This window comes from Pseudomonas sp. SDI (assembly GCF_003105155.1).
Classification (GTDB): Bacteria; Pseudomonadota; Gammaproteobacteria; order Pseudomonadales; family Pseudomonadaceae; genus Aquipseudomonas.
In genome coordinates this window covers 1-2042 of the sequence record NZ_QETK01000064.1, presented here as the reverse complement: position 1 = coordinate 2042, position 2042 = coordinate 1, and the positions used below count along the sequence as shown (strand labels likewise).

The following is a 2042-nucleotide window of genomic DNA, read 5'->3' as shown; positions in this document are numbered from 1 at the left end:
TTCCAGCTCGACGAAGCACGACGCGCAGCCCGTCAGCGTTCGAGCAACGACGTCGAAGCGTTGTTGAGCCCATGCCCGACCAGCCAGGCAGAGATCTTTGTGGTGCCGGTACGTTATGCGCTGGCCGAGGCGCCACTGGCGCACCCGATGTGCCCGCCGGTCGAGCCGCTGGCCAGCCATGCCATGGCGGCGCGGCGACTGCGTTGCGGCTACCTGTATGCCTGGCATCACGACGGACCGCTCAAGCGTTATGCGGTGGCGGTCGATGGTTTGTTGCTGGAGCAGCCACTCGATGCGCCGGCCGGGCTGGTGGAGGCCGGCAGCCTGCGTGGGCTGGCGCTGGACAAGCATGAAGAGGCCTGGCTGTGCTTCAGCGAGCATCCCATCGGCCCGGCGCAGTGTGCGCAGCTCGGTGCGCGTGAGGTACGCGCGCAGTACATGCGCCACATCGATTTGCGCCGGGTTGCCAACACGCTGTGTGCGCCGCACTGCCCGCCGCTGGCGGATGCCGAGCAGGTGATGGGCGAGCTGATGCCGGCGGTCTACAGTGCTGCCCTGGCGGTCGAGTTTGCCCGCGACGGCGCCGAGCAGCGGCGCGCGGCCAACGCCATGGGCGATGAGGTGGACAGGCAGCCGACGGACGAGAACATCCAGCGCTACCATGCAGCCAAGCGTCAGTACCGTGAGCGCCGTGCTGCCAGTCAGGCGCGCCCGGAGCTGGACGCGGACTCAGCGATGCCGGGTGCCTGGAGCGCCGAACGCTGGGATGCCATCGGGGTGAAGAACTGGCTCGAACAGGTGCGCCTCGACGCCGAATCGTTGTACCCGGTGTTCGCCTGCCTGGACGACGAGTTCGGCGTGCTGCGCGATATCAATCACGAGCAGGCGCAGGTACAGGCCGCCCATGAGCAGTGGTTGCAGGACCACGGCCTGCGCCTGCAGGTCGGTGGTTTTGTGCGCAGCCTGCTGGAGGAGAGCGCCAGCGAGCTGGCCGGGATCATCACCTACCGCTACCGCGAGCAGGATATCCAGCTGACCCGCGCCCAGGGCGAAACCTTGCTCAAGGCGCACCGTGAGCTGGATGACCTGCTGCGCGAAGAGACCTTCATCAATCATCACACCCGGCGCCAGTACGGCGACAAACGGGCACGGGCCGAGCTGTATGCGTTGGCGAACCGCAAGGCAACGTGCTTGCACCCGGTTCGGGCATTCATCCCGCCAGCGCTGTACAACGAGATCGAAGCGGTGGTGCGCGAGTACCGCGCGGAAAAGGTCGAGAACCTGAACAAGTGGAACGGTCCGCAAGTAGCGGACTATATCGACCTGCCGGCGATGAACGCCTGGCTTGAGCAGACGGCGCCGGCGCATTTCGAGCAGTTGCGCGTGCGTCAGGAACTGTTGCTCAAGGACCGCGGCCGCTACCTCTATCAGCACCAGCGACCGAGCTGGTTCATTGCTACCGACGATCTGCCGACCCGACGCTGGTTGGACGACCTGGCGATCGATTGCCTCAGCGAGCAATGCCAGAGCAAGGCGGGTGCCGATCAGTATGCGGAGTATGTCCGCAGCACCGACCAGGGGATCTTGCGCCAGTTGTTCTTTGCCTGGACGGTGAACCTGGAAGGGTCGCTGGTGAGCGCCAGCCGGCTGGGTGAGATCGAGGCGGCGCTGGCCCTGGGCAATCGCGATCAGGCGGTGCTGGCCATGTACAAATTGCTGCTGCCGATAAGCCGGGAGGTGATGCACGAGCTGACCCTGATGGGCGGGCCACAGGATACGAAATGGAGCCTGTTGGTCAATCGGCTGGGTGCGGCGGTGCTGTCGTTGGGCAAAGGCGCTAGCGAGGGTGCGGGGATGAGCCCGGCGTGGGTCAGCCTGATGGTGATGGCCCGGCTGAGCATCGACAGCCCGTTGCGCTGGGTAAGCGAGGGTGGGCAGCGCACGTTGCGGTTTGTCGGAGGGGCAGGGCAGGCGCTGGGGGAATGGACGCAGCGCACGGCGATGGGGATCAAGTTGGGCAAGGTGGCGAATATCACCAATGC

Annotated in this window: 1 protein-coding gene; it reads left to right on the top strand. The window is 65.8% G+C overall.

The genetic code is table 11. The annotated features are described in order from the left end of the window. Positions 1-2042, top strand: a 2042-nt coding sequence (locus DCO48_RS22810) for a toxin VasX (protein ID WP_371919539.1), incomplete at both ends; no start/stop codon positions are given.